This is a genomic window from Tsukamurella serpentis (assembly GCF_054780975.1).
The window spans coordinates 73576-93478 of sequence record NZ_BAAGVH010000004.1 but is presented as its reverse complement, the minus strand read 5'-3'; the positions used below and the strand labels follow the sequence as shown (position 1 = coordinate 93478).

The 19903-nt window shown below is 68.5% G+C and carries 21 protein-coding genes and 2 tRNA genes; 11 read left to right on the top strand and 12 right to left on the bottom strand.

Translation table 11 applies throughout. The annotated features are described in order from the left end of the window. The first annotated feature begins 210 nt into the window (after window positions 1-210). From ACYVHG_RS12225 to pknB, 7 genes are all read left to right on the top strand, one after another. On the top strand, window positions 211-1488 hold the full coding sequence (locus tag ACYVHG_RS12225) for a DUF3662 and FHA domain-containing protein (RefSeq protein WP_461167734.1): 1278 nt from the start codon (window positions 211-213) through the stop codon (window positions 1486-1488). 93 nt (window positions 1489-1581) lie between these two features. Further along, window positions 1582-2046 (top strand): FHA domain-containing protein FhaB/FipA, encoded by a 465-nt coding sequence (locus tag ACYVHG_RS12220; RefSeq protein ID WP_461167733.1) that lies wholly within the window; start codon window positions 1582-1584, stop codon window positions 2044-2046. Beyond that, a complete protein-coding gene (locus tag ACYVHG_RS12215; RefSeq protein WP_461167732.1) occupies window positions 2043-3491 on the top strand; it encodes a PP2C family protein-serine/threonine phosphatase in 1449 nt (482 codons plus the stop codon). Before ACYVHG_RS12220 ends, ACYVHG_RS12215 begins: the two co-directional genes overlap by 4 nt. Next, the gene (locus ACYVHG_RS12210) at window positions 3488-4909 is read left to right on the top strand and encodes an FtsW/RodA/SpoVE family cell cycle protein (protein WP_461167731.1); all 1422 of its coding nucleotides are present in this window, start codon (window positions 3488-3490) and stop codon (window positions 4907-4909) included. Before ACYVHG_RS12215 ends, ACYVHG_RS12210 begins: the two co-directional genes overlap by 4 nt. After that, a complete protein-coding gene (locus ACYVHG_RS12205) occupies window positions 4906-6420 on the top strand; it encodes a peptidoglycan D,D-transpeptidase FtsI family protein (RefSeq protein WP_461167730.1) in 1515 nt (504 codons plus the stop codon). The genes ACYVHG_RS12210 and ACYVHG_RS12205 overlap by 4 nt, the downstream gene beginning before the upstream one ends. Then, on the top strand, window positions 6420-7883 hold the full coding sequence (locus tag ACYVHG_RS12200; RefSeq protein WP_461167729.1) for a serine/threonine-protein kinase: 1464 nt from the start codon (window positions 6420-6422) through the stop codon (window positions 7881-7883). The genes ACYVHG_RS12205 and ACYVHG_RS12200 overlap by 1 nt, the downstream gene beginning before the upstream one ends. After that, window positions 7880-9874 (top strand): Stk1 family PASTA domain-containing Ser/Thr kinase, encoded by a 1995-nt coding sequence (gene pknB / locus ACYVHG_RS12195; protein WP_461167728.1) that lies wholly within the window; start codon window positions 7880-7882, stop codon window positions 9872-9874. Before ACYVHG_RS12200 ends, pknB begins: the two co-directional genes overlap by 4 nt. Window positions 9875-9894: 20 nt before the next feature. On the opposite strand, the gene ACYVHG_RS12190 is transcribed toward pknB, so the two are convergent. Next, complete coding sequence (locus tag ACYVHG_RS12190; RefSeq protein WP_461167727.1) at window positions 9895-10536, bottom strand: aminodeoxychorismate/anthranilate synthase component II; 642 nt, start codon at window positions 10534-10536, stop codon at window positions 9895-9897. Between the two features lie 81 nt (window positions 10537-10617). On the opposite strand from ACYVHG_RS12190, the gene crgA reads away from it, so the two are divergent. Together crgA and ACYVHG_RS12180 are read left to right on the top strand one after the other, a co-directional pair. Further along, complete coding sequence (gene crgA, locus ACYVHG_RS12185; protein WP_461167726.1) at window positions 10618-10911, top strand: cell division protein CrgA; 294 nt, start codon at window positions 10618-10620, stop codon at window positions 10909-10911. 54 nt (window positions 10912-10965) lie between these two features. Next, window positions 10966-11373 (top strand): PH domain-containing protein, encoded by a 408-nt coding sequence (locus tag ACYVHG_RS12180; RefSeq protein WP_461167725.1) that lies wholly within the window; start codon window positions 10966-10968, stop codon window positions 11371-11373. Window positions 11374-11399: 26 nt separating this feature from the next. Here ACYVHG_RS12180 and ACYVHG_RS12175 read toward each other — a convergent pair whose 3' ends face one another. Continuing rightward, window positions 11400-11882, bottom strand: coding sequence for a C40 family peptidase (locus tag ACYVHG_RS12175; RefSeq protein WP_461167724.1), 483 nt, complete (start codon window positions 11880-11882; stop codon window positions 11400-11402). 320 nt (window positions 11883-12202) lie between these two features. Beyond that, a complete protein-coding gene (locus ACYVHG_RS12170) occupies window positions 12203-12733 on the bottom strand; it encodes a peptidylprolyl isomerase (RefSeq protein ID WP_461167723.1) in 531 nt (176 codons plus the stop codon). Between the two features lie 95 nt (window positions 12734-12828). On the opposite strand from ACYVHG_RS12170, the gene ACYVHG_RS12165 reads away from it, so the two are divergent. Continuing rightward, entirely contained in the window at window positions 12829-13323 is a 495-nt protein-coding gene (locus tag ACYVHG_RS12165) for a hypothetical protein (RefSeq protein WP_461167722.1), read from the top strand. Here the strand turns inward: ACYVHG_RS12165 and ACYVHG_RS12160 are convergent, their stop codons facing one another. From ACYVHG_RS12160 to ACYVHG_RS12140, 5 genes are all read right to left on the bottom strand, one after another. Then, window positions 13324-13497, bottom strand: coding sequence for a hypothetical protein (locus tag ACYVHG_RS12160; protein WP_461167721.1), 174 nt, complete (start codon window positions 13495-13497; stop codon window positions 13324-13326). Window positions 13498-13540: 43 nt separating this feature from the next. After that, window positions 13541-14533 carry a CNNM domain-containing protein gene (locus ACYVHG_RS12155; protein WP_461167720.1) on the bottom strand — a complete coding sequence of 331 codons (993 nt, stop codon included), beginning with the start codon at window positions 14531-14533 and terminating at the stop codon, window positions 13541-13543. Next, window positions 14526-15887: a hemolysin family protein gene (locus tag ACYVHG_RS12150; protein ID WP_461167719.1), complete on the bottom strand. Its 1362-nt coding sequence runs from the start codon at window positions 15885-15887 to the stop codon at window positions 14526-14528. The genes ACYVHG_RS12155 and ACYVHG_RS12150 overlap by 8 nt, the downstream gene beginning before the upstream one ends. A gap of 176 nt (window positions 15888-16063) precedes the next feature. After that, the gene (locus ACYVHG_RS12145) at window positions 16064-16942 is read right to left on the bottom strand and encodes an ABC transporter substrate-binding protein (RefSeq protein ID WP_461167718.1); all 879 of its coding nucleotides are present in this window, start codon (window positions 16940-16942) and stop codon (window positions 16064-16066) included. 89 nt (window positions 16943-17031) lie between these two features. Beyond that, window positions 17032-17610 (bottom strand): NADPH-dependent FMN reductase, encoded by a 579-nt coding sequence (locus tag ACYVHG_RS12140; RefSeq protein ID WP_461167717.1) that lies wholly within the window; start codon window positions 17608-17610, stop codon window positions 17032-17034. Window positions 17611-17717: 107 nt separating this feature from the next. Here ACYVHG_RS12140 and ACYVHG_RS12135 point away from each other — a divergent pair, with 107 nt between their 5' ends. Beyond that, window positions 17718-18041 carry a hypothetical protein gene (locus ACYVHG_RS12135; RefSeq protein ID WP_461167716.1) on the top strand — a complete coding sequence of 108 codons (324 nt, stop codon included), beginning with the start codon at window positions 17718-17720 and terminating at the stop codon, window positions 18039-18041. A 285-nt stretch (window positions 18042-18326) separates the two neighbouring features. On the opposite strand, the gene ACYVHG_RS12130 is transcribed toward ACYVHG_RS12135, so the two are convergent. The 4 genes from ACYVHG_RS12130 to ACYVHG_RS12115 all read right to left on the bottom strand — a co-directional run bounded on the left by ACYVHG_RS12130 (window position 18327) and on the right by ACYVHG_RS12115 (window position 19884). After that, on the bottom strand, window positions 18327-18548 hold the full coding sequence (locus ACYVHG_RS12130) for a hypothetical protein (protein WP_461167715.1): 222 nt from the start codon (window positions 18546-18548) through the stop codon (window positions 18327-18329). Between the two features lie 349 nt (window positions 18549-18897). After that, a tRNA-Ala gene (locus tag ACYVHG_RS12125) sits at window positions 18898-18970 on the bottom strand. 10 nt (window positions 18971-18980) lie between these two features. After that, window positions 18981-19057: transfer RNA gene (locus tag ACYVHG_RS12120), tRNA-Ile, on the bottom strand. Window positions 19058-19110: 53 nt separating this feature from the next. Beyond that, entirely contained in the window at window positions 19111-19884 is a 774-nt protein-coding gene (locus tag ACYVHG_RS12115; protein ID WP_461167714.1) for a DUF3566 domain-containing protein, read from the bottom strand. Window positions 19885-19903 lie beyond the last annotated feature (19 nt).

Below are 19903 nucleotides of genomic sequence, written 5' to 3'. Positions count from 1 at the left end.
GAGCGACCGGAGAAGATTAACACAAGACGACGGATCCGACGAAATCGGACGTCAGCGTGCAGATCACTCTTGCCCGGCACCGTCGAGCGTGCTACCAAAGGGGCTGTTGGGACGGATGGGGTTACGCTCACCCCGTCATGTCGTGATCGCGGCTATCATCATTGGTCAGGACCTGCACTGCGACACGCTGAGGAAGGAGGAAGTCGTTCCATGGGAATCCTGCAGCGGTTCGAGCGCAAGCTCGAAGGAGCGGTAGGCGACGGCTTCGCTCGGGTCTTCGGCGGCAAGGTCGTTCCCCAGGAAGTCGAGGCCGCGCTTCAACGGGAGGCCGAGGACCAACTACAGGCTCTCGGCGACGGTGCCTACCTCGTCCCGAACAAGTACGTCATCGCAGTCTCGCCGACCGACAGGGAGACATTCGAGGCTGATCGTGAGCTGGCTATACGAGCCTTCTCGAAGCACCTCGATGAATACATCCACGACAACGGCTGGCAGACTTATGGTGACGTGGTCATTCACTTCGAACAGTCACCTGGTCTGCACACCGGCCAGTTCCGGGCCCGCGGCACCGTGGATCCGGACGCAGTTCCCCAGAACCTAGTACCCCAGCGACCACCTGCAGAATCAGGAGCCGATTCGATGAGCAACAACCCCGGATACAACCAGGGACGACACGGCGGCCAGTACGAACAGGGCGGCTACCAGCAGCAGGGCTACGGTCAGCAGCAGCAACAGGGCTACGACCAGAACTACGGCCAGCAGGGCGGCTACGGCCAGAACTACCAGCCCCCCACCTACGACCCCAACTACCAGCAGCAGTCGGGTCAGCAGGGCGGCTACGACCAGGGCTACCAGCAGCCCGGACAGCCGTCCTACGACCAGGGGTACCAGCAGCCCGCATACGACCAGGGCTACCAGGACCAGAACTACCAGCAGGGCTACCAGCAGCCCGGCCAGGGCGGCCAGGGCGGGTACGACCAGGGCTACCAGCAGCCCGGACAGCCGAGCTACGACCAGGGGTACCAGCAGCCCGCATACGACCAGGGCTACCAGGACCAGAACTACCAGCAGGGCTACCAGCAGCCCGGCCAGGGCGGCTACGACCAGGGCTACCAGCAGCCCGGACAGCCCGGCTACGACCAGAACTACGGTCAGCAGGGCTATGACCAGGGCTACGGCCAGCAGGGCGGGTACGGCCAGCCGCAGTCGGTGACGCTCTACCTGGAGGACGGCTCCAACCGCACCTTCGCTCTCCGCGACGGCACCAATGTGATCGGTCGCGGCCAGGACGCACAGTTCCGCCTCCCCGACACCGGCGTCTCGCGCCGGCACGTCGAGATCCACTGGGACGGCTACGCCGCCGTGCTCAACGACCTCGGCTCCACCAACGGGACCTCGGTCAACGACGTGCCGGTTTCCAACTGGGAGCTCGCCGACGGTGACCGCATCCGGGTCGGCCATTCAGATATCGTGGTGCGCTTCCAGTAGATTTCACTTCGGGCTGGCGAGAGCAGACCCGCAAGACGCGTCCGGTCACGGACGCCGGCCGAGTGTGCGTCGACGGACCAGGAGGGAGGCACCGTGCAGGGACTCGTGTTGCAACTGACCCGGGCGGGCTTCCTCATGCTGCTCTGGTTGTGCGTGTGGATGGTGATCAGCGCGCTGCGCTCGGACGCCCGTCTCGCCTCGGGCCTGCGCCCGCGCCAGAAGGAGGCCAAGGCGCCCCGTCGCGGCCTGTTCTCCCGGCCCTCCAAGGTGGCCAAGTACCTCGTGGTCACCCACGGACCGCTGGCCAACACCCGCATCACGCTCGGGCAGCAACCCGTACTGATCGGCCGCGCCGACGACTCCACCCTGGTGCTCAACGACGATTACGCCTCCACCAGGCACGCGCGTCTGGCGCGCGACGGTGACGACTGGTACGTCGAGGACCTCGGCTCGACCAACGGCACCTACCTGGCCCGGAACAAGGTCACCACGCCCACCCGAGTCCCGGTCGGCACCCCGGTGCGCGTGGGCAAGACAGTGATCGAGTTGCGACCGTGAGCCTGATTCTCCGATACGCGGCGCGCTCGGACCGCGGGCTGGTCCGCAGCAACAACGAGGACTCCGTCTACGCCGGCGCCCGCCTGCTGGCCCTGGCCGACGGCATGGGTGGTCACGCCGCCGGTGAAGTCGCCTCGCAGCTGATGATCACCGCGCTGGCCCCACTCGACGACGACGAGCCCGGCGGCGACCTGCTCGGCACCCTCGAGGAGGCCATGGTCGCCGGCAACGAGACCATCGCAGATCAGGTGGCCGACGACCCCGAACTGGACGGCATGGGCACCACCCTGACAGCGATCCTGTTCGCCGGGTCCAAGCTGGGCCTGATCCACGTCGGCGACTCCCGCGGGTACCTGCTGCGCGACGGGCAGATCACCCGCATCACCAAGGACGACACCTTCGTCCAGACCCTGGTCGACGAGGGCCGCATCACCGCCGAGCAGGCCCATTCGCATCCGCAGCGCTCATTGATCATGAAGGCGCTCACCGGCCACGAGGTCGAGCCCACGCTGACCCTGCGCGAGGCCAAGGTCGGCGACATCTACATGCTCTGCTCGGACGGCCTGTCCGACGTGGTCACCGACGAGACCATCGGCGAGACCCTGCGCATGGCCGTCGAGGACGTCGACGCCTCCGCGGACCGCCTGATCGAACTGGCGCTGCGGTCCGGCGGTCCGGACAACGTCACCGTCGTGGTGGCCCGGGTCGAGGACACCAGCTTCGGCCAGAGCCGCCCGATCGTGGGCGGCGCGGTCAACGACGACGACGAGGACTACATCCCGCCCGGCAACACCGCCGCCAGCCGCGCCGCCGCGCTGCGGCCCCCGCGCAAGGCTCCCCGCAGGGTGGTCTCCACCGACACCGACGACGAGCCCGAGCGCAGGCCCCGCAGCAAATGGATCGCCGTGGGGGCGCTGCTGGTGCTGCTGATCGGCGGCGCCGTCGGCCTACTGGCCACCCGCTCGGTGGTCAACTCCAACTACTTCGTCGGGCCGACCGACGAGGGCACGATCGCGATATCGCACGGCGTGAAGGTCTCCATCTTCGGCCGCGCGCTGAACTCCAAGCAGGAGGTCGTGTGCATCACCGACACTCCCGCCGACGGCGTGCCCAGCTCACAGGGCTGCACCCCGCTCACCGTCAAGGACCTGACCCCGCGCGGCAAGGCCAACCTCGACGGTCTGCCCTACGCCGGATCGCTCGACGATGCGCGCGAACAGGCCCGGGCCCTGACCGACAAGGACAACCTGATCGAACGGTGCCAGATCAGCACCGTCGTCGAACCGACTCCGGAACCCGCCCCGGCACCGGCACCCGGCCCGGTGACCACCGCGCCGCCGGTCCCGCCGCCCGGTGAGAGCGTCGCGCCGCCGCCCGCCCCGGTCACCAAGGTGGTCACCCAGACCTCCACGCCCGAACGTCCCTGCCGTGGGGGCGCCTCGTGACGTCGGCCGTGATCACTCCCGGTTCGGGTATCGCGCTTGACCCGAACCGGCGATCGAGGACCTACGAGCTGGCCTTGCTCGGCGCCGCCACCGTCGTCACCGGCACCTCCCTGGCCATCGTCGAGTGGGCGCAGGAGCAGCGGCTCACCCTGGACCTGCTCAAGTACACCGCGGCGTTCATCGTGCTGTACGCGGCCGCGCACGTCGCGGTGCGGCGCTTCGCCCCGTACGCCGACCCCCTGATCCTGCCGGTCGTGGCCCTGCTCAACGGGCTCGGGCTGGTCCTGATCCACCGCCTGGACCTGGGGAATCAGAAGGGCGAGAACGGCCGGATCGTCGATACCCAGGAGGCCAATCAGCAGATCCTGTGGACCCTGATCGGGGTCGCCGTGCTGATCGGCGTGCTGGCACTGCTGCGCGATCACCGCACGCTGTCGAAGTACGCGTACACGATCGGGCTCGCGGGTCTGGTGTTCCTGGCCCTGCCGGCGGTACTGCCGTCGAGCCTGTCGGAGATCAACGGCTCCAAGAACTGGATCAAGACCCCGCTGTTCAACATCCAGCCGAGCGAGGCCAGCAAGATCCTGCTGATCATCTTCACCGCGGCCTTCCTGGTGTCCAAGCGTGACCTGTTCACCTCGGCAGGTAAGCGGGTCCTCGGCGTGGACCTGCCCCGTGCCCGCGACCTGGCACCGTTGCTGCTGGTCTGGGTGGTCGCGCTCGCCGTGCTGGGCTACGCCAACGACCTCGGTACCCCGCTGCTGATCTTCTTCACCGTGCTGGCCATGGTCTACATCGCCACCGAGCGCGTCGGCTGGATCGTGGTGGGCCTGAGCCTGGCGCTGATCGGCGCCGTGATCGCCTACCAGCTGTTCCCGCACCTGCAGGTCCGCGTGGCCGTGTGGAAGGACCCGTTCGCCGACTTCTACGGTGTCGGCAATCAGCCCGCGCAGGCACTGTTCTCCCTGGCCACGGGCGGTCTCGCCGGCACCGGCATGGGATCGGGACGGCCCACCATGGTTCCCTTCGCCTCCACCGACTTCATCATCGCCGCGATCGGTGAGGAGCTGGGACTGATCGGACTCGCCGCGGTCCTGATGCTGTTCCTGATCCTGATCTTCCGCGGTTTCCGCGCCGGCCTGACGGTGCGCGACAGCTTCGGCAAGCTGCTGGCGGCGGGTCTGGCCTCGACGATGGCCATCCAGCTGTTCGTGGTCGTGGGCGGTGTCACCAAACTGATCCCGCTCACCGGCCTGACCACGCCCTTCGTCAGCTACGGCGGATCGTCGCTGCTCACCAACTACGCCCTGATCGCGATCCTGTTGCGCATCTCCAACGCCGCGCGCGAACCCAAGGTGACCCGCAAGCCCGGCGCACCGGTCCCGGACCGCCCGACCGAGATCGTGAAGAAGATATGAACGGCCCGCTCCGACGCGTCAGCACCGTCGTGGTGGTGCTGCTCATCGCGCTGCTCGCCCGGTCGACCTACGTCCAGGTCTTCCAGGCCGACGAGCTGCGCGCCGACCCGCGCAACGAACGGGTGCTGCTCGACGAGTACTCGCGCCAGCGCGGCTCGATCCTGGCCGGCGGGCAGGTGATGGCACAGTCCATCTCCACCGACGACCGGTACAAGTACCTGCGTACCTATCCCAAGGACATGGCCGCCGCGTACTCACCGCTCACCGGCTACTACTCGATGATCTACAGCTCCGGCGGGCTCGAACACGCCGAGGAGTCGATCCTCGGCGGCTCCGACGACCGGCTCTTCGGCCGGCGGGTGATCGACATGTTCTCCGGCCGCGATCCGCGCGGTGGCACCGTGGTCACCACCATCAACCCCACGCTGCAGCGGGTGGCCTACGACAAACTCAGTTCGGCGTGCGGTACCGCCGGACCGTGCCACGGCGCCGCGGTCGCCATCGAGCCGCAGACCGGCAAGATCCTGGCGATGGTCTCCACGCCCGGTTACGATCCGAGCCCGCTGTCCTCGCACGATCCGAAGGTGGTTCGCGCGGCGTGGGAGAAGCTGACCAACGACCCGAACAAGCCGATGGACAACCGGGCGACCGGTTGGACCTACCCCCCGGGTTCGACCTTCAAGGTGATCACCACCGCGGCCGCGCTGTCCCAGAACAAGGGCGTCGACCTGAACACCCGGCTCACCGCCGACAAGCAGATCACACTGCCCGGCGGCGGCGGCACGACACTGCAGAACTACGCGGGCACCACCTGTCCGAGCGCATCTGGCGGTACCGTCAGCCTGTTGCAGGCGTTCCAACACTCGTGTAACACCGCTTTCGTGGATCTGGCCACGACGAAACTGCAGGACGGAGGAGAGGCGATCAAGCAGATGGCGAACAACTTCGGCGTGAACTCGACGCCCGACCCCATCCCGCTGCGGGTGGCCCAGTCGGTGACCGGCGACCTGCGCTACCCGGCGGAGGTCGGGCAGTCGGCGATCGGTCAGCTCAACGTCGCGCTGACGCCGCTGCAGAACGCCGTCATCGCGGCGACCCTGGCGAACGGCGGAACCCGCATGCAGCCCTACCTGGTGAACAGCTACCAGGCTCCCGACCTGTCGACCTTCGGCGTCACCTCGCCCAAGCGCGTCGGGCAGGCCATCTCGCCCGCCGTCGCAGTACAGATGCGTGATCTGATGGTGGCCTCCGAACGCAGCACCAAGGGTGCGGGCGGCCCGGTCGGCATCGCCTCCAAGACGGGCACCGCCGAACACTCCCAGGGCCAGCGCGGCGGTGAGGCCCCGCACGCCTGGTACATCGCGTACGGGCCGGTCAACGATCCGAAGGTAGCAGTGGCGGTCATCATTGAGAACGGTGGAAACCAGGGCGAGGCGGCGACCGGCGGGTCGCTCGCTGCGCCGATCGGACGTGCGGTGATCAACGCCGCGGTGAATGGGCAGGGGAACTGATGAGTCTGCAGACCGGCTCCGTAATCGCCGACCGGTACGAACTCCTCCGGCTCATCGCGACCGGCGGAATGGGCCAGGTGTGGGAGGCGATGGACACGCGCCTCGACCGCCGTGTGGCCATCAAGGTGCTCAAGGCCGAGTTCTCCGACGACAAGGAGTTCCTGGCCCGCTTCCGCAACGAGGCGCGCACCACCGCAGCGCTGAACCATCCCGGTATCGCCGGCGTCTACGACTACGGCGAGACCGAGGACCAGTCCGGTGGCGCACCGCTGGCCTACCTGGTGATGGAGCTGGTCAACGGTGAGCCGCTGAACGCCGTGCTCTCGCGGCTGGGCCACCTCAGCCAGGCCCAGGCCCTCGACCTGCTGGAGCAGACCGGCCGCGCACTGCAGGTCGCGCACAGCGCCGGCCTGGTGCACCGCGACGTCAAGCCCGGCAACATCCTGATCACACCCACCGGCCAGGTGAAGATCACCGACTTCGGCATCGCCAAGGCGGTCGACGCCGCGCCGGTCACCAAGACCGGCATGGTGATGGGCACCGCCCAGTACATCTCGCCCGAGCAGGCCTCCGGTGAGGACGCGACCGCGTCCTCCGACGTCTACTCGCTCGGCGTGGTCGGCTACGAGTGCCTGGCCGGCAAGCGTCCGTTCACCGGCGACGGTGCCATCACCGTCGCCATGAAGCACATCCGGGACCAGCCCGATCCGCTGCCCACGGACCTGCCCGCGGCGGTGCGCGAGCTGATCACGCTGACCCTCGGTAAGGACCCTCGCCAGCGCTACGCCAACGGCGGCGAGTTCGCCGACGCGGTCGCCGCGGTGAAGGCCGGCCAGCGCCCGCCCATGCCGCGCGGTTACACCGGCGGCGGCCAGGCCGCTGCGCGCGGACCGGAGACCGCCGCCACCGCGATCGTGCCGCCGCCGGCGCGTCCCGGCCCGCAGCCGGTGGTCCGGCACTCGAACCCGGTCCCACGTGCGGCTGCGAGCACCGGGTACGCCGACAAGGGCGGCTGGACCCGGGCGCAGAAGACGATCCTCGGTGTCTCGGTACTGCTCCTGCTGCTGGCCGCGGGCATCGTCGGCGGCTACCTGCTGTTCCGTGACTCCGGGACCGAGACGCCGGTGTCGCCGTCCAGTTCGGCGTTGACCACCGTGGCGCCGCCGCCGACCGGGGCCGCGACCTCGGCGCGCAACCTGCCGCCGGCCACGCAACCCACGCGCACCGTCACCGAGACGTCGACGGCAACCCAGAGCACCACCACTCCGTCGCCGCCTCCGCCGCCGCCGACCACCACGCGTCCGCCGACCACCACACCACCCCCGACCACCACACCGCCGCCGACCACCACGACGGCCGATTCCACCATCACCGGTGGTGAGCCGACGACCACCCCGCCGCCGCGCGGCATCTTCGGGCTGCCCATCCCCGGGGCGGTCATGGACGGGGGCCAGGCTCGATGACGACCCCGCCGCGTCGCATCAACGACCGCTACGACCTGGGCGAGACGCTCGGGTTCGGTGGCATGTCCGAGGTGCACCTGGCTCGGGACACACGCCTGTCACGGGACGTCGCGATCAAGATCCTGCGTGCCGACCTCGCCCGTGATCCGAGCTTCTACGAGCGTTTCCGCCGGGAGGCGCAGAACGCCGCCTCGCTGAACCATCCGACGATCGTGCAGGTCTACGACACCGGTGAGGCGCAGACCCCGGCCGGGCCGTTGCCGTACATCGTGATGGAGTACGTCGACGGCGAGACCCTGCGGGACGTGCTGCGCCGCGACGGGACGATCGCCCCGCAGGCGGCGATGACCTGGATGGCAGACGTGTGCGCGGCCCTCGACTTCAGCCACCGCAACGGCATCGTGCACCGCGATATGAAGCCGGCCAACGTGATGCTCACCCATTCCGGCGAGATCAAGGTGATGGACTTCGGCATCGCCCGGGCGATGAGCGATCCGTCGGCGGGTATGACGCAGACGGCCGCCGTGATCGGTACCGCGCAGTACCTCTCCCCCGAGCAGGCCCGCGGTGATTCCGTGGACGCCCGCTCCGATGTCTACGCGGCCGGCTGCGTGCTCTTCGAACTGCTCACCGGCCAGCCCCCGTTCACCGGTGACACCCCGGTATCGGTGGCCTACCAGCACGTTCGAGAGGATCCGCCGACCCCGTCGTCGATCCTCGACACGGTTCCTCCGGAACTGGACTCGATCACCCTCAAGGCGCTGTCGAAGAACCCGGCGAACCGCTATCAGACCGCCGGGGAGATGCGACAGGACCTGATCCGGGTGCTCGCCGGCCGCAAGCCGGAGGCGCCGATGGTGCTCTCCGACGCGGAGCGCGATGCGCTGCTGACGGCACCGTCGAAGCCCCGCCGCCGGGAGCCCGCGAAGACCGCCGCTCCGGCGGCTACTGCAGCGCTCGGGGCGGCCGCGGGCACCGCCGGCGCGGACGAGCCGAAGACCGAGGCCGTGCCCAAGAGCACGCCGGCGCCGGTGCGGCGCCGTCACTCCACACCCGCCAAGTCCGGGGGGCGCTCCAGGCTGATCATGCTGCTCTCGGTGGCGGCGATCGCCCTGGTCCTGGTCGGCGGTACCACCTGGTACCTGCTGAGCAGCGGCAAGAGCGAGGGCGTCAAGACCGCGACGGTGACCTCACAGATCGGTGAGCCCGCGGCCGAGGCGCAGGTGGCCCTGCAGAAGCTCGGGTTCAACGTGCAGGTACAGCGGGTTCCGGACAACAACGTGCCGGCGGAGCGGGTCATCTCCACCGTCCCCGGTCCGAACGCCACCGTCGAGCAGGGTTCGACGGTGATCATGCAGGTCTCGTCCGGCCCGAAGATCGCGCCGGTGCCCGACGTCGCCGGGCGGACCGAGACCGAGGCCCGCGATGTTCTGGCCAAGGCCGGCTTCGCGGTGTCGAAGGATTCCAAGCGCGAACCGTCGGCGACGGTGGCCGCCGGGAACGTGATCTCGACGAACCCCGGCATCGGCACCAACACCCAGCAGAACAATCCGATCGTGCTCACCGTCAGTTCCGGTCCGGAGCAGGTGCGCGTGCCGGACGTGACCGATACGCAGGTCGCGCAGGCGACGGCCAACCTCGAGGGCCTGGGCTTCCAGGTGGTGGTCCAGCAGGTCGAGGACTCGGCGACGCCGGGCACCGTCATCCGGCAGAACCCGTCCGGCGGGCAGACCCTGACCAAGGGCAGCAAGGTGACCCTGCAGGTGGCCAAGGCGAAGCCGCTGACCATGCCGAACGTGATCAACCAGGACGTCAACGCCGCCCGTGCGGCGATGATCGCGGCCGGCTTCGCCCCGGACAACGTCCGCACCGTGACCGACGCCCCGGCCGGGCTGCCGTGGGACCGGAACAAGGTGTGGAACACCGAACCGAAGGCCGGGGCGCAGGTCGATTCCTCGACCACGGTGGTACTGCACGTCCGTCAGCCGTAGCGCAGACCCCTCTGCGATGGTCAGCCGAGCGCTGCGGCGACCTCGGCCTCCAGCTCGGCGACCAGGGCCTGCGGCACCTCGAGCCCGCAGACGGCCAGCCAGTTCGCCAGCATCCGGTGCCCGCCCTCGGTGAGCACCGACTCCGGGTGGAACTGCACCCCGTGGATGGGCAGTTCGCGGTGCGCGAAGCCCATCACCACCCCGGACTCGGTGCGGCCGGTGATCTCCAGCTCGTCCGGGATGGTCGGTTCCAGGACCGTCAGCGAGTGGTAGCGGGTCGCGGTGAACGGGTCGGGCAGGCCGGCGAGGACGCCGCGGCCGGTGTGGTGCACCAGGGACGTCTTCCCGTGCAGCAGCTCGGGCGCACGGTCGACGGTGGCGCCGAAGACGGCGCCGATGGCCTGGTGCCCCAGGCACACGCCGAGCAGCGGTGAGCCGGCCGCACGGGCCGCCTCGACCATGGCCATGGTCCGGCCCGCGCGCTGCGGCGTACCGGGGCCGGGGCTCAGGAGCACACCGTCGTATCCGGCGGCAGCGGCGGCCGGATCATCCAGCCGGGCATCGTCGTTGCGCCAGACGTCGGCCTCCACTCCGAGCTGGCCCAGGTACTGGACCAGGTTGAAGACGAAGCTGTCATAGTTGTCGACGACGAGGATTCGCACGCGAACAAGCGTAGCGGGGTGGGACCGCGAAGGTACATCCGATAACCTTGCTGGTGAAACGCACCCCGGTAGAAGGAAGCCATGCCGAAGTCGAAGGTCCGTAAGAAGACCGATTACACGATCAACGCGTCGACGGATTCGCGCACGCCGGTCAAGGTCGCTGCCCCGTCCGGGCGTTGGTTCGTGGTCATGTTCCTGGGATTCATGCTGGCCGGCCTGGCCTGGCTGCTCGTGTACTACGTCGGCGCCGATCCGCAGGGCCTCGGTGGTCCGGGTAAGCCGCTGGAGTGGATGGCGAACCTGGACGCCTGGAATTTCGCGATCGGTTTCGGCCTGATGATCGTCGGCCTGTTGATGACGATGTGGTGGAAGTAGCCATCACCAGCGAAAACACACCGATGTCATTAATCCCCAGCTGTGGATGAACCTGTGGATAACTGGAGTGCCCCGCGTGGGGTGGGCATCGTTCTGATCGCTGCCGCGCTCGCGCTCGGCGCGGCCACCGCATGGTTCGGAGCGATCAAGGATCCGATCGGGATCCTGCTGGTCGGCGCGGGCACGGTCCTGCTGGCGTACCTGGGCGCCTCTGTGCTGATCCTGCGGCCGCGCCTGGCTGCCGACGACGCCGGGGTCACCTACCGTGGCCTGTTCGGCCGGAAGGTGCTCCCCTGGGACGGGCTGGAGATCAAACGCACGTCCACCCGGCACTGGGGCCGTGAATCGGTCCTGCTCGAACTCAGCCGCGGCGACGATCTGCTGTTCCTCGGCCGCTGGGAACTGGGTGAGGCCCCCACGCTGGTCGCCCAGCAGCTCGAGGGTCTGCGCCCACGGGGCTGATCCCGCGGGCGCAGACCGATCGCTCCTTAGAAGCGGCGGGCGGTGACGAAGCCGCGGATCGAGCCGACGCGCACCGGGACACCGGACATCACGGCTTCGACGACCTGGCCGTTGCCCACGTACACGGCGGCGTGACCGCCACCGTTGGTGATCACCACGTCGCCGGGGCGCAGATCGGCCCGCGAGACCGGGGTACCGGCGTTCATCAGTGCGTAGCTGGAGCGCGGGACGCTGATGCCGGACTGATTCATGGCCCAGGACACCAGGCCGGAGCAGTCGAAGGAGCCGGGGCCGCTGGCGCCGTACGAGTAGGGCATGCCGAGGCGGGTGAGCGCGGCCTTCGCGACGGCCGAGCGGTCGGGGCCGGCCTGCTGGGCGCCGACGGGGGCCTGCGGGGCGGGAGCTGCTTGCGCCACTGCCGGCGCTGCGACGAGTCCGGTCACTGCGAGCGTCACCCCGAGGGCGGCGCGCACGGTGTGCTTGATGGTCTTCGTACTGTCGCTGGACACTTTCGTTCTACTCCCGACTCCGTGGAGCGGCGTGCTGGTCACGCCTTCATCTCCACAAGATCACGGAAAGGTTACGGAAGCTGAACAGCCGGTGTCCACTTGAAACTGCCTGGTCAGCGGTGAAGGTGCTCACCGACCTGCGCTGATTGCGAGCTGCCTCACACACATTTCGCCACGATCGTGAATACTGGGCGCAATTGACTGCAGTTCTGCGAATCGGTCGATGTGTTTCCGTGACCTGTACGGCGGTGGATCCCGCGCGGGAACGCGGAACGCCCGGCCGGATCGAACCCGGCCGGGCGCCTACGGCGTATGCGGATCTAGTCGATCGTGATCGAGTTGATCGTCACCTGCTTGACCGGACGGTCCGCGCGATCGGTCTGCGCACTGCCGATCGCGTCGACGACCTTCTTGCTCTCCTCGCCCTCGACCTCACCGAAGATCGTGTGGCGGTTGTTCAGGTGCGGCGTCTTGCCGACGGTGATGAAGAACTGCGAGCCGTTGGTCGCCGGGCGGCCGATGTTCGCCATGGCCAGCAGGTACGGGTGGTCGAACTTGAGTTCCGGGTGGAACTCGTCGACGAAGTCGTAGCCGGGGCCGCCGGTACCGGTGCCGGTCGGATCACCACCCTGGATCATGAACCCGTCGATGACGCGGTGGAAGATCGATCCGTCGTAGAAGGGACCGGAGGTACCACCGGAGGCATTGGTCGTGGTGTAGTCCTTGGTCCCCTGGGCGAGTCCGACGAAGTTCGCCACGGTCACCGGAGCGTGATTGCCGAACAGCGCGATGCGGATGTCGCCTTCGGAGGTGTGCAGAGTCGCGTGGGCGGTAGCGTTGGAGTTGGTCACACCGCCATTCTGCCATTCTCCCCAGCCCCGAACCGGAGGAGATCGCGGAACCGGCGGTGCGCCATGATCGCCCGTCCGCCGAAAGGAACCGCCCGATGGCCACGCCCACCCTTGACGACGACGCAGCACCCGGTATCCGCCCGACCGATTCCCAGCGCATCGTCTCCGGTCTGAATCAGAGCGTCACCGGACCGATCAACATCGCCCGCGGACTCTCCGGCATCGGCCTGGCGCTGGCCGGCCGCACACTGTGCACACTGGAGCGCCTGATCCGGTCCTGGATCTCCCCGGCCGAGGTCGACCCGGACCGTGCGATCACGCTGTCCGACGATGCCCCCTCCCGCCCGGCGTGGCGCAAGCCCGTGCTGATCGGGGTGATCCTGGCGGTGGTGCTGGCGATCGGCGGCGTGGCCTTCAAGCTGCTGCGCACCCCGTCCGCGCCCCCGGTCGCTCCGGAGCCGCCGCGGGTGCGTCCGGCCAGCGGCGCGACCGGCGACAGCGCACCGCTCACCGCCGACGAGATCGAGATCGAGGTGGTCGACCCGGCCGCCCACGCCGTCGACGACGATCCCCGGAAGAAGGGCGAGTAGTCAGCCCCGCCAGCCCACCGGCTGGTGCGCCTGGATCGCGAGCAGCGAGCAGGCCAGAGCGATCACCAGGAAGAGCCCGTCCACACCCGCCCAGCCGCCCCGGTAGTGCGCGGTCGCCGAGATCATCAGGGTGAGCAGGGCGGCGGCCCAGCACAGCGCGCAGCGGCGGTTCATACCCCTAGGGTAGGCCGCCGCTGCGCCCTTGTGCGGGAGCCACTCACACCGGGATCAACCGGCCGACCACGTCCGAGAGGGTCACCACGGCGCGGTCACCGTCGCGTTCGACGACGGCCAGGTGCGTGCGGGACTCTCGCATGGTCGCCAGTGCGGTGTACGCAGGTTCGTCGGCACCGAGGATCAGCACCGGACGCATGAGCGACGCGGCGGTGGTGCACGCACCGGCGGTGAGACAGTCCCGCACGTGCACCACGCCGAGATCACCGCCGGCCGCGACCAGCAGCCGCAGGTGACCGGTCCGGTCCGCGACCTCGCGGACCTGCCGGCAGGTCGCGTCCCCGTCGACCATCGACGGTGGCACGCCCCAGGGCGCGATGTCACCGACGGTCAGTGCCTCCAGTTCCAGTGCGCTACTGAGGTGCTCGGAGTACTGCTCGTCCAGGGCACCGACGGTGGCCGAGTGCTCCACCAGTTCCCGCAGCGCCGCCGGGTCCTGGCCGGTCTCGACCTCGTTCACCGGAGTCACGCCGGCCCACCTCAGGCACCGGTTGGCTGCGTCGTTGAGCACGATCAGCAGGGGCCGGGTGAGCACCATGAACACGCGCATCGGCAGCGCCAGCAGGATGGCCGATCGTTCCGGGTGCGCGATCGCCCAGGACTTCGGCGCCATCTCTCCCACCACCAGGTGGAGGAAGGTCACGATCAGCAGGGCCAGGACGAACGAGCCCACCTCGGCGAGCCAGCCGGGCATACCGGTGGCGGCCAGCGGAGCCTTCAGCCAGCCGTCGACGGCGGGTTTGGTGATCGCGCCGAGGGCCAGCGTGCACACGGTGATGCCGAGCTGGGAACCGGCCAGGAGCACCGACAGCTCCGACGAGCTGCGCAGTGCCGCCCGGGCGGAGGCGCTGGCTGCGGCCGCGTCCTCGAGCCGGTGCCGGCGGGCCGCGATCAGCGAGAACTCGACCGCGACGAAGAAGGCGCTGGCAGCGATCAGCAGCGCCGTGATCGCCACGATCACCCACGGGCTACTCATCTGCTCCCCCTTCCTGTTCCGGATCGGATTCGACGATGCTCAGGCGGACGGACGCCGGCACTCGTCGTTCGACGGTGCGCACCTGCACCCGGAGATGGCGGCGGGGCGAGGCGCCGAACACGGCGGGGTCGGAGGCGATCAGCAGCTGCGCCACGTCGCCGGGCTCGGGCAGGGCTTCGAGGTGGGCGGTGACGGCACCGCCCAGGGTCTCGTAGTCGCCGGGTTCGAGGTCGATCTCCAGTAGCCGTTCCACCTCGTCGATGTGCAGCTCACCGCGCGCGAGCCAGCCGTCACCGTCGGCGGTGATGGGCTCGGCGCCGGCACCGTCGTGCTCGTCGTCGATCTCGCCGACGAGTTCCTCGGCGATGTCCTCGACGGTGACCACGCCGTCGAATCCGCCGTACTCGTCGATCACCAGCGCCATCTCCTGACGGCCCTCGGCGAGCGCGGCCACCACTGCGGGCAGCGGCATGGACCCGGGCACGATCACCGCTGGCCGGCAGCGCGAGCGGGCGTCACCGCAGGTGTCGCCGAGCAGGTCGTGCAGCGTGATCACGCCGATCAGGTCGTCCGGGGTGGCGCCGATCACCGGGTAGCGGGTGTGGCCCCGCGCCATGCGTTCGAGTACCTGCGCGGCGGGTTCGCCGGCCGGGACCACGTCGACCCGCGAGCGGGGGATCATGGCGTGCTCGGCTGTGTGGGTGGGGAAGTCCAGGATGCGGTCGAGCAGAGTGGACAGTTCCCGGGGCAGTTCACCGGCGTCGCGGGAGGCGGCCACGATGTGTTCGAGGTCGCGGGGTGTGGCCGAATGCTCCACATCGTGCACCGGTTCGATCCGTACCGCCCGCAGCAGCAGGTTCGACGATTGGTCGAAGAACTTGATCAGCCAGCCGAAGACACCGAGGTAGACGGTGGTCGACAGGGCGAGCGCCCGGGCCACGGGTTCGGGGCGGGCGATGGCGAGGTTCTTGGGGAACAGTTCGCCGAAGACCATCTGCACGATGGTCGAGAAGCCGACGGCGATCACGGCGCCGACGGCGATACCGGCCGCGGCCGGTACTCCGGTGCCGCCGAGCAGGGTCCCGATCCCCTGGCCGATGAGGGGTTCGGCCACGTAGCCGACGAGCAGGCCGGTCACGGTGATGCCGAGCTGGGCACCGGAGAGCATGAACGAGGTGCGCTGAGTGACTTTCAGGGCGCGGGCGGCGGCTTCGTCACCGTCGGCGGCGCGGGCCTTGAGCCGGGAGCGGTCCACGGCCATGTAGGCGAATTCCTGCGCGACGAAGTAGCCGGTGACCGCGGTGATCAGCAGGACCACGGCGATGCCCGCGAGGACGGTCAGGACGGTGATCACCGGTTCGCCCACCTCCGGCGGTGCTCAGCGTGCGCGGGGGCGGGTCTTCGGCGTTTGCGCGAGGCGCGTCTCATCGAGTCTCTCTGCTCCGGTGGGACGGTGCGGGGTGGATCCGTACCTGCGTAAAGGTTAGGTCAAACCGGCGGATCCGGCATCACCGCAGGTGACCCCGCCCGTCACCGGGGTGCGCGGAGGATCCGTTCGAGGTCGTCGAGCACCAGACCGCCGCCCTTGGGACCGACTCCGGAGATCCAATAGGCGGTGTCGACGGCGTCGACCCTGGGGAAGCTCGCCCGGTTGTCGCGGATCGACGCCGGCACCGAGGCGGGGTCGCCGGGCTTGAGGGTGGGTACGAGGACGAAGTCCGCTTTCGCCGCGCTCAGGTTCTCCAGGGAGAGGTCGGCCATCAGGCCGTCCTTCCAGGCCTGCTCGGGGATGGTCAGTCCGACGCAGCGCAGGGCGCTGCCGGCGAACGAGTCCGGACCGTAGAGACTGAACTGTCCGTCGCCGCGGGGCCGGATGACCTGTGCGGTCTTACCGTCGACTGCGGCCGCGGTCTTGATCTGCGCGCACCGCTCGTTGTACCTGGCCAGCAGCGCATCGGTGGCGGCCCGACGGTTGAGCGCATCGCTGATCAGGGCGACGTTCTGCTGCCACGGATCGGCCTGTGTCTTGATGAAGACGGTCGGAGCGATGGCATCGAGTCGGTCGAAGATCCGGGCGTGCCGCGCCTGGGTGCCGAGGATCAGGTCCGGCTTGAGTGCGGCGATCGCCTCGATCGACGGATCGACCACGGTGCCCACCGTGGTCACACCGGTGACTCCGAGGTACTTCGGGAGTTCGGTGACGTTGGCGGCGACGGCGGCACCGACCGGGGTGATGCCGAGGGCCACCAGGGTGTCGATCTCCAACGGTTCGAGTGCCACGATCCGCCGCGGTTCGACGGGGACCTGGGCGGTGCCGCGGGCGTGGGCCACCTGACGGGTCTCACCGGCTGCCTTCCCCTGACCGCCCGGGCTCGCGCACCCTGCTGCCAGCACGGAGATCGCGGTCACGGCTATGGCGAGGACGGAGCGAAACGTTCGGGGCATCGGGTGGTGGCCTTCCAGACGGGTCTCGGGCAACCATCCGAATTTAGCCTGCCCTAATTTCTGACCGGCTCGCGGGTGTCGATCAGTGCCGCGAGACGGGTCACGTAGTCCTGTAGGAACTCGACCGTGGCCGCGTTCGCGATGGCCCCGTGCTCATCGAGCAACGACGGTGACTGTCCCAGGAAGACCTCGGGCTGCCCGGGCGTGGGCATGTCGAAGTAGGACAGCGCGAGCCGCAGGTTCTTCTGCGACGAGTAGCCGCCCATCCGGCCGACGGAGTGACTGATCAGGCCGGCCGGGCGGTTCTTCCAGGCAACATCCGCGTTCGGCTTGGATCCGATGTCGATGGCGTTCTTCAGGCACGCGGGAATGGTGCGGTTGTTCTCGGCGGTGATGAACAGGACGCCGTCGGAGTTCTTGATCCGGTTACGGAACTCGGTGTACGCGGCAGGGGTCGGCTTGTCGGTGACCGACGGGTCGTCGTAGTCGAAGTCGTAGAGCGGTAGATCGCCGATCTCGACGATCTCGACCTGATAGCCGGCGGGGAACAGCGGGAGCACGTTGAGGGCGATCTTGCGGGCGATGGACTCCCGTCGCAGACTTCCGATGATCACGCTGACCTGCTTCGACACGCTCTCTCCTTCGCGGTTCCGGATGGATTCGGCTTAACTCTATTTTCTTTTCGGCCTCCCGAACTTATACTCGGTAACGACCCGTTGTCCACCCGGAAGGACCACGCATGCCATCGCAGAACGACCACCAGACCGGCAGCGAGGGGGCGTGGCTCGAAGCCATCGGCCTGTTCGGAGCGGTCCGCGAGGGCCGCCAGCAGAGCGCGTGGCGCCTACTGCAGACCAGTTCGGAACCGGATCTGGTGGTGGGGAATCTGCTCAGCCTGCTCGGGGTGCTACTGCACGGGATCTCCCCGGATGATCTCGACCGGTTCGTCGACGCAGCCCATCAGGCCGGGCCTCCCCCGCCCTTCGGCCTACGCCCGGATCTTCCGTCGACGGTGGCCCACCACTCCTCCGCCCCTGGCGACACCCGGCGCAACACCGCCTGACGGTCGTGAACCAGCCCGTTCCCAGGACCACATGACGGCGGCCCCTCCCCCGGACCAGGTGACTAGGACGTAGGCCCCGCTCCCGAAGTTCAGCGGTCCACCCCCGTTGTGGTCCGTGCAATCCCCCGAGCCTGTGAGCCGCGATCGGGTCACTGCGGTCCTGGCGCGCCTGGACCGTGGCACCGCTTCCCGCGCTATCGCCGACAACAGGTGCGGATTTCCAAGTCGGGCGTGCTGCGGATCAAGGCGTCCGCGCGCGAGCTTGTCACCGCCGCGTAGAGCGGACTACTCGCAATCAGCCGTGGTCTTGTACGTGACACACGTGTACGCGATCCCGCCCCTCTGTACATCTTCGATTATCGGCGACGCCCACGGCTGCCAGATCATCAGACCAAGCACGATCATGCCGCCGAAGATCAGGGCCGCTGCGCTCCTAATCGCCTTGATCAGTTGCTGGGCATCCGTCGTGATGTAGACCTGACCGTCATCTGGAATTTCGTCCGGCATGAACGAACCGTATCAGCGGTCCACGATCCACAATCGGAAGCGGAAGCTCCGGCCATCTTCCCACCGAGAGTATTCAGGCTGTTCCGGGCTCAGATCGCTGGCTATCGCAAACGGGGCGAACAGCACACGCGTGTGCAGAACAGGCTCGTGCACAAGCATGCGAGCCTGACGCTGGACCGCTACGGCCACCTGTACCCGTCGGACACGGACACTGGCGACATGGCGGCGTCTCTGCGGCGGATGATTGAAGGGTTCATTCAGCGGTTTCGCTAAGCACTGGGTGGGCACGTAACGGAAGGAGCCGGTACCCGAGTGATCGAGTACCGGCTCTGACCTGCTGTTCTATCTGTGGAGCCTAGGAGATTCGAACTCCTGACATCCGCCTTGCAAAGGCGGCGCTCTACCAACTGAGCTAAGGCCCCGGGATCGGGATGGTGGGCCTAGGAGGACTTGAACCTCCGACCTCTTCGTTATCAGCGAAGCGCTCTAACCGCCTGAGCTATAGGCCCGTGAACCGAGGTGAAAGATTACCAGCGCACCTCGGATTCTACAAAATTGCTGGTCAGTCCCTATCCGACAGAGTCACCTCGATGCCGCCCACCAGGTCGGCACAGAGGTTGTAGATGAACGCGCCAACGGTGGCGAGCGCGGTCAGCAGGATCACGTTCGCCAGTCCGACGATGCCGGCGTAGGTGAACACGTCACCCGCGCTGAGCAGCGTCGCACCGGCCTGCTCGTTGACCAGCGTCTGGAAGCTGTCGTTGATCTTGGCCCACACACCCATACCGTTGAGCACGATGTACAGCGCGCCGACGGCGATCATCCACACGAAGAACAGCACCACCGAGACCACACCGGCCAGCTTGAACGTGGTCCACGGATCGATGCTGCGCAGTTGCATCCCGGCCCGGACCGGGCCGCCCGAGGGCGCCGTCTTCACACCCGCCGCCCGGGTGGGGGTACCGCCGCCCACGGTGTGCAGGTTTGACGGTGCCGGCTCGTCCTTCCCCGCACCGCCGGCAGCGGGAGCCGCTGCGGCGGCCGGGGCGGCCGAAGCAGCCGCAGTCGCCTGAGCATGCTGGCCGGATTCGGTCCCCGTCGACGCGGCGGCCTGCTGGGCCGGGATCTGCGTGGTGGGAGCCGCCGCGGGCGTCACCTGGTGGATCTTGTCGAGATCCGGCAGATCCTTGGGCAGCTCGGTGCGCTCGACGCCCTCGGTCGGCGCGTCGATGGCGCGGCCCACGTCGGTATCGCGTCGTGGAATCCGGACGGGCTGGCGTGCGGTGTCCGGCCCGGTCTCCGGCGTACCGCCGGATCCGGTTCCAGGGGTAGTCACATGCGCTCCTTCACGTCAC

Excerpts from the sequence above, each read along its gene's own strand:
- ACYVHG_RS12155 (WP_461167720.1), bottom strand. The coding sequence starts at position 14,533 with ATGAGTAGCCCGTGGGTGATCGTGGCGATCACGGCGCTGCTGATCGCT.
- ACYVHG_RS12135 (WP_461167716.1), top strand. The coding sequence starts at position 17,718 with ATGCCATCGCAGAACGACCACCAGACCGGCAGCGAGGGGGCGTGGCTC.
- pknB (WP_461167728.1), top strand. The coding sequence starts at position 7,880 with ATGACGACCCCGCCGCGTCGCATCAACGACCGCTACGACCTGGGCGAG.
- crgA (WP_461167726.1), top strand. The coding sequence starts at position 10,618 with ATGCCGAAGTCGAAGGTCCGTAAGAAGACCGATTACACGATCAACGCG.
- ACYVHG_RS12160 (WP_461167721.1), bottom strand. The coding sequence starts at position 13,497 with ATGAACCGCCGCTGCGCGCTGTGCTGGGCCGCCGCCCTGCTCACCCTG.
- ACYVHG_RS12205 (WP_461167730.1), top strand. The coding sequence starts at position 4,906 with ATGAACGGCCCGCTCCGACGCGTCAGCACCGTCGTGGTGGTGCTGCTC.
- ACYVHG_RS12200 (WP_461167729.1), top strand. The coding sequence starts at position 6,420 with ATGAGTCTGCAGACCGGCTCCGTAATCGCCGACCGGTACGAACTCCTC.
- ACYVHG_RS12165 (WP_461167722.1), top strand. The coding sequence starts at position 12,829 with ATGGCCACGCCCACCCTTGACGACGACGCAGCACCCGGTATCCGCCCG.
- ACYVHG_RS12130 (WP_461167715.1), bottom strand. The coding sequence starts at position 18,548 with ATGCCGGACGAAATTCCAGATGACGGTCAGGTCTACATCACGACGGAT.
- ACYVHG_RS12225 (WP_461167734.1), top strand. The coding sequence starts at position 211 with ATGGGAATCCTGCAGCGGTTCGAGCGCAAGCTCGAAGGAGCGGTAGGC.